Here is a 6,474-nt window from a genome sequence, read left to right on the forward strand (position 1 = left end):
TTCATCGCCGCCTTAGTCTTTACATAAACCGCTCTAATCCATGCCAGTGGATAAAGAGTTCAAAGAAACCAGGCCAATTCAATGGAGAAGGTGCAACGGTATTAGGCGACCAATGACATTGAACTTTTGAGAAAAAATTTCTGAGCAAGCTTGCTGATTCTTGAGGGCCGATTGCTGCCAAAGACTCAAAAGTATTTTTTCCATGAAACCGATAGTAATAGAGGTCTTCTTCAAGAAAAAATGGTTCTGTATAAATTATGGAACGCAACAGAAAATCCCAGTCATGGCAATACCGATAATCGTTAAACTCACCCACCTGATTAAAAAGCGCTTTTGTAAAAACAAAATTACCTGTAGAAATACTTACATTTGCTGATAAGCAAGCAAATCCAACAGAAGGAAACGGCTTAAGATCAATCTTTCTTTGGTAATCAAAGTAATTCTTAGCTACAGCATGAGAGTTGGTGACAATCCTATCATCTTCATCTATATACTGCACGCGGCTAAATACAAATTCATGCCCTCCTTTCTGCATTGCATTAATCGTAGCTTTGATTCGTTCTGAATGATACACATCATCTGAATTCAAAAGTGCAATAATCTCTCCCTTTGCTTGGGTTATGCCATAATTGATTGCAGCATGAGCTCCCTGATTCTTAGTAAAACCGTGAAATTGTGCGGGGTGAGAAAATCTAGACCCCCAACTTTCACTCTCAATTAACCGCTGTATCTCCGAAGCTGAAGCATCCGGTGAACAATCGTCAACAATGACAACTTCTATATTTTCATAGCTCTGAGCTGCAACTGACTCCAAACACCTCTCAATAAACTTTTCGTGTTTGTAACAGGGAATAACTACGGATACTAGGGGATTTTCTGAAATCTTTTTCATTACTCAAATTCCTCATACTACTCTCTAATTTACAAACTCTCCCAAATCTTTTTAATTTACATCGAAAGAAAAAAGATTGATTCCAGGAATCTGTTTAAGAAAATTGGATATTGGTGCAATCACTTGTTCTTGCTTCTCGATTTTTTCCTCCAAGTGATTCAGCAATTCCCAACGCAGCTCCTCGCTTCCTTCAATAGGAAGGGTTCGGATCTGATTGATCCTTGTTTTTATATCAGACTGCAAATTACGGAATTGACCTTTTTTATCTACAGCTATTCCTAAGTTTTGAAGCGTGTTATGACCTGGTTGTAAGCGAATCAATGATAATGGAATATAACTTCCATCTTGCAGAACAGCACGCAAATTTATAGATTGTTCAGCTCCTACACTCTCTAATTTTAACCTGGCTGAAAAGCCGGTTCGCGCGGCACCTGACAAGGAATAAGCGTCAGCTATATCCTGACGCTGTATATCAACAGCAATTCGCTGAATAATCTGATTGTTAGATATCAATTCTATGCTAACAGCAGGAGAAATGGCAGGCAAGATCCACCCTGTTATAACAATAGAATTGATATCACACTGCATTTCAGGTTTCGGGGATTCCAAGTTCCACGATAATTCAGAATCTTGTTGATGATGAAAAATCTCGGAGATGATAACAAGTCTTTGGATAATTATGTACAATGCCTGAAGTGAGCGCTCTTGAGCTGTAGTTTTTTCGTCTAATTCATCAAGCAGTTGATTGAGATAGTCTGCGGTTTTATTAGGAAAATAGCGTAGCAGATTAAGACTCGTTCTCCAACCATGTGTCCCGTTAAGTGCTTTACTGGTAACTAACAAGTGGCTATGCCCATATTTCTGATCTGGTTCTAGGTGGGCTCCTTCCGCCCATTCATTCCAAGCGTTAATGAAAACAATTCGTTCATCGCCTGAATTCCTTTGTGTGGTTTTTTCGATCGCACCGCGCAGCCAAAACTCGTAAGTATCTGGGTTGGAATTAATAAAAGCATGAGCAGTATTTCCTCTTCTAGCCGTGTTATCCCATGACGGCATAGCTCCAGGAAATATTTTAAAGTCTGGAAGGCTTGTCGCTACGGCATTGATAGCACCGTCTTGATAATCCATCAGCTTTCCGGTGAAATCTGGGTGCATTCCCACAAGTTCAGAGGGTGAGATTTCGCGAGCAGGTACTCCATGCGGTGGAAACTGCAATGCAGAATCAAAACCTATGCTCACCGGGTCTACATAACCAGAAAAACAGGTAATGGCGAGGCAAAGGTGAACTTCTCCGACACCATTTGCTCTAAAAACCTCTCTCCACTGCTCTGTGAGCTGTAGAGGATCTGGCAAAATATCACTCCGATACACAATAAGTAATGGTTCGCCATTGATGCGAATATATCGCTCGTCAAGCAAAACGTGAATTAAACTTTCGGCAAAAGCTTTATTTTGCTCTGGCGAATGTGCTTGGGCGATCAGGATCTCATGTTCAGCTCCATCCCACCGCCTGGTCCAGTTTTCATTCGCCCAACAAACGCAGAATGGAAAATCAGGTTTCTTTGTTCGCAACACTTCATCAAGAGGAAGGTGAAGCAAGCGCTTACCTGCGAACCAATAATAATAATAACAAAAACCAAATATCCCATATTTTTTAGCTAGTGCTGCCTGCGCTTCTCTAACTTCAGGAATCCGTAAGTCATAGAAGCCTAGATCCGTTGGAAGCTGAGGTTGATGATGCCCCTCAAATAGAGGTTGAGCTTTGGTTACTTTAGTCCACTCCGTAAAGCCTTTGCCCCACCATAAATCATTCTCAGGTATTGGATGGAACTGTGGCAGATAGAAAGCAATCAAACGTACATCTCCGTTCAATGGTTTAGCTTTCCGATGTTCGGCGACAACAATACGACTACTGGGAATGGGTTCGGGGCTTTTAACCGGACTCAATATCTCTACTCGCGACTGATTTTCAATACGACTACTGGGGACTGGTTCGGGGCTTTTAACCGGACTCAATATCTATCTCTACTCGCGACTGGTTTTTAATTGGCTTTTTTTTTTCCAGCACCTTGTCTAACCGCGCTGCAATAGCCCGATCGCCCGGCCGAACCTGCAACGCCATCTGATAGAAGACGATCGCCCCATCAACCCAACCATGCCGCACCAAAGCATCAGCCAACCCAACATAAAGGTCAGCATCATTCGGTGCAATCTCCAGCGCCTTGTGATACAACTGCAAGTCATCAGCATTTTCCTGAATCGCGCGCTGGTACAAACGCATCGCATCCTGCAAATCCCACTGCGATCGCATCCTCAAAGCATCAGCCAACTTCTGCGAAATCCACGGCAAATCCGGCTGAATTTCCACCGCACAGCGATAAGCAACGATCGACTCATCCCACCGTTCCAGCTTCTCAAAAGCCGTCCCCATGTTGTAATAAGTCCACGGAAAATCGCGATTCAACTCCGCCGCGCGACGGTAAACTGCGATCGCCTCATCCCATCTTTCCATTTCTAGCAGCGCATCGCCCAACTTGCTATGAGACCAGAAGAAACTCGGATTCAGTTCGTTAGCGCGCCGGTACGCAACCACCGCCTCATCCCAGCGTTCCAAATTCACCAGCGCTTCTGCTAAATTGTTGTGGGCCCAGAAATGATCGGGATTTAGTTCGATCGACCTTTGGTAAGCAGAAATAGCCTCTTCCCAGCGTTCCAGCTTAATCAGCGCATCTGCTAAATAGTTGTGCGACCAACTGAAATCTGGATTTAATTCTGTTGCTTTAGTGTAAGCATTTACAGCTTCTTCCCAGCGTTCCAACTTCAGCAGCACATCTGCTAAATTGTTGTGAGACCAGCTAAAATCTGGATTTAATTCGATCGCCTTGCGATAAGCATTTATAGCTTCTTCCCACCGTTCCAACTTAACCAGCGACTCAGCTAAATTGTTGTGCGACCAAGAAAGTTCGGGATTAGTTTTAATTGCATTGGTGTAAGCATCTACTGCCGCTTCCCACTGTTCTTGACCCTTCAGAAGTTCGCCCAATTCGTGATAAGCTGCGCCAGCATTTGGGTTTAACTCAACCGCGCGTCGGTAACAGTCAATTCCTTGCTCTACCTTACCTTGCTCGATCAAAGTTTTGGCTAAATTTTCCAAATCCTCAGCCGTGCCCGACTTCGGATCGATCGCAAATGCTCGATACCAGGCTTCGGCTGCCGCCTCCGACTTGCCTAACTGCGCCAAAAGTTTCCCAAAATTTCGTAAAGCACCGGCAAAATCCGGTTTTATGGCGATCGCCTTTTCGTAAGCAGAAACCGCTTGCTGCCACTGTTCTTGCTGCGCGCAAATGCTGCCATAATTAGCGTAGGCTTCGGCAAAATTCGGGTTAATTTCGATTGCCTTGACATAGCAACTTTTAGCTTCATCAATTTTGCCACCTGCTTGCAGGGCGTTGCCGAGCATTTTATAAAGTGGCGCTTCCGGCTTAATTTGTAAAGCTTTTTTGCAAGCAGAAATTGCCTGTTCCAATTTTCCCTGAGCAAAATAGCCTTCTGCGAGTATTTTGTATGCTTCTGGATCTTCTATATTAATTATAGAATTAACTGGTTGCTGTACTGGTGGCTTGACTACCGGCTTGGCTGGGGTTGCTGCGGGTTGCGGTTTAACTGCTGCACCGTTAGTCGCCGTCGCACCCGCCAAAGTTTGCTCTCCCTCGCTGCCGTTTCTAGCATTAGCTGCGTTCAGTTCAATAGCTTTACGATAATATACTGTCGCTTCCTGTAACTTGCCTTCTTTTTTCAGCGCTTCGCCTAAGTTTTGGTAAGCTTGAGGTAGATTAGGATTTAATTTTATGGCGCGATCGTAACAGCCGATCGCCTCCGGGAACTTTTCTTGCCGAAAGAAAGCATCACCCATACTTAAATGTTCTGCCGGAGATGCTTTTTCCGGTTCCAAACAGAATGCGCGATACCAGCATTCTTGAGCTTCTGCCGCTTTGCCAATTTGTCCGAATACTTTGGCTAAATTCCGGTATACTCCGGCGAAATTAGGCTTAAGCGCGATCGCCTTTTGGTAAAACTCGATCGCCTCCGACCATTTTTCCTGCTGCGCGCCAATGCTGCCTAAATTCGCGTATACTTCCGCAAAATTCGGTGCAATTTCAATAGCTTTAGCGTACCAGTGCCGCGCCTCTTCCATTCTGCCTTGAGCTTGCAGCGCATTGCCCAAAGTTTTGTAAGCCGGTGCAAAATTGGGGTCAATCTTTAAAGCTTGCTCGCAGGAGGCGATCGCTTCTGCTAATTTCCGTTGGGATAAGTATATTTCTCCCTGTTGGTTAAATTGAACCGCTGTTGATTCTGTATTGACTGTTGATGGCATAGGGGCGGTGGCGACTGAGGCAGCAATTAAATAGGGTAGTCGAAACGTTAAATAATTATACTTGCGTTTGACACTAACAGTAGCAGGCTTGTTCCCCTAAGTCTTATTTTTTTTCACTCGGGGTACTGGGGAGAAACTCAGCGGTTGAAACCGGGCGGTTGAAACCGGGCGGTTGAAACCGCGTCTATACAAACAAAACCCGCCGGACGCCGGTTGAAGAGCAGAACGAGTAGCACCAAAATCGATCGCACTCAGGATGCCTGCACTACAAGACTTGTTGAAGAAATATCTTATAATAAGGTTCAGAAGACGGTTCCAAACCGCGTCTATACAAGCTTGCACGCGATCGAGCGAGGAGTTGAAGAGTGGCGGTTAAAATTACGTTATCCTCTCTTAGGAATAGAAATTAAATAATTTACACTCTTGAAAGTGGGGTGGGCGGGACGCCCGCCCTTTCTGGACGGGCGGGACGCCCATCCCACAATAATTAAAATTGTAAGTTATTTAATTCGCGATCCTTAGTCCCCGGAGGCGGACATCGTTTGTGTAGAAGCGGTTTCAACCGTACATCCGATCCGATCTCAAATTGCGGTAATTTTGATGTTGTTAGAGCCGCCACCTCAACTTGTCGGAGAAAAGCGCCTCACCTTTCGCGACCTCGATTGGCAGGCCTTCAAGCAAATTCAAAGTTTGCTGGCGGATCGCACCCGCGCCCGCTTTACCTACGATAACGGAGTGTTAGAAATTACCCAGTCCCTCGAAGGACACGAACGCTCTGCTCGCTTGATTGAACTTTTTATTAGAATCCTGATCGTTGAGATGGGGATGAAAATGAAGACGATGGGCTCGACTACCCTCGATCGCGAAGACCTACTCAAGAGCGCCGAACCCGACAATGGGTACTATATCCAGAATTATGCCTTAGTTGCCGATCGCCCGGTTAATTTGAATGTCGATCCTGCCCCGGATTTAGTCGTGGAAGTGGATATTACTCATACGGATCTCAATAAAAATACACTCTATGCGAGTATGGGAGTGCCTGAGTTTTGGCGGTTTAACGGGCGGGTATGGCGAATTCTGCAATTAGTCGATGGGGCTTATGTCGAGCGCTATCCACCAATCACCGGACATAACAGGACAACCAGTACCTAAAGGTGAAGAGATAGCCAGCCTCAGTTACAACTACGTTTTGAGGGTGATGACACCT

4 protein-coding genes are annotated in these 6,474 nt (G+C 45.1%); 1 reads left to right on the forward strand and 3 read right to left on the reverse strand.

Annotation, left to right across the window (positions count from 1 at the left end; all coding sequences use genetic code 11):
* Positions 1-19: 19 nt before the first annotated feature.
* The 3 genes from JGK16_RS11805 to JGK16_RS11815 all read right to left on the reverse strand — a co-directional run bounded on the left by JGK16_RS11805 (position 20) and on the right by JGK16_RS11815 (position 5,267).
* Positions 20-892 carry a glycosyltransferase gene (locus tag JGK16_RS11805; protein WP_293190574.1) on the reverse strand — a complete coding sequence of 291 codons (873 nt, stop codon included), beginning with the start codon at positions 890-892 and terminating at the stop codon, positions 20-22.
* A gap of 51 nt (positions 893-943) precedes the next feature.
* A complete protein-coding gene (locus JGK16_RS11810; RefSeq protein ID WP_293190573.1) occupies positions 944-2,764 on the reverse strand; it encodes a glycoside hydrolase family 99-like domain-containing protein in 1,821 nt (606 codons plus the stop codon).
* A gap of 130 nt (positions 2,765-2,894) precedes the next feature.
* Positions 2,895-5,267 carry a tetratricopeptide repeat protein gene (locus tag JGK16_RS11815; protein WP_293203101.1) on the reverse strand — a complete coding sequence of 791 codons (2,373 nt, stop codon included), beginning with the start codon at positions 5,265-5,267 and terminating at the stop codon, positions 2,895-2,897.
* A 600-nt stretch (positions 5,268-5,867) separates the two neighbouring features.
* On the opposite strand from JGK16_RS11815, the gene JGK16_RS11820 reads away from it, so the two are divergent.
* Complete coding sequence (locus JGK16_RS11820; protein WP_293190571.1) at positions 5,868-6,419, forward strand: Uma2 family endonuclease; 552 nt, start codon at positions 5,868-5,870, stop codon at positions 6,417-6,419.
* The last annotated feature ends 55 nt before the right edge of the window (positions 6,420-6,474 follow it).

The organism is Microcoleus sp. PH2017_09_SFU_O_A (genome assembly GCF_020738625.1).
GTDB lineage: Bacteria > Cyanobacteriota > Cyanobacteriia > Cyanobacteriales > Microcoleaceae > Microcoleus.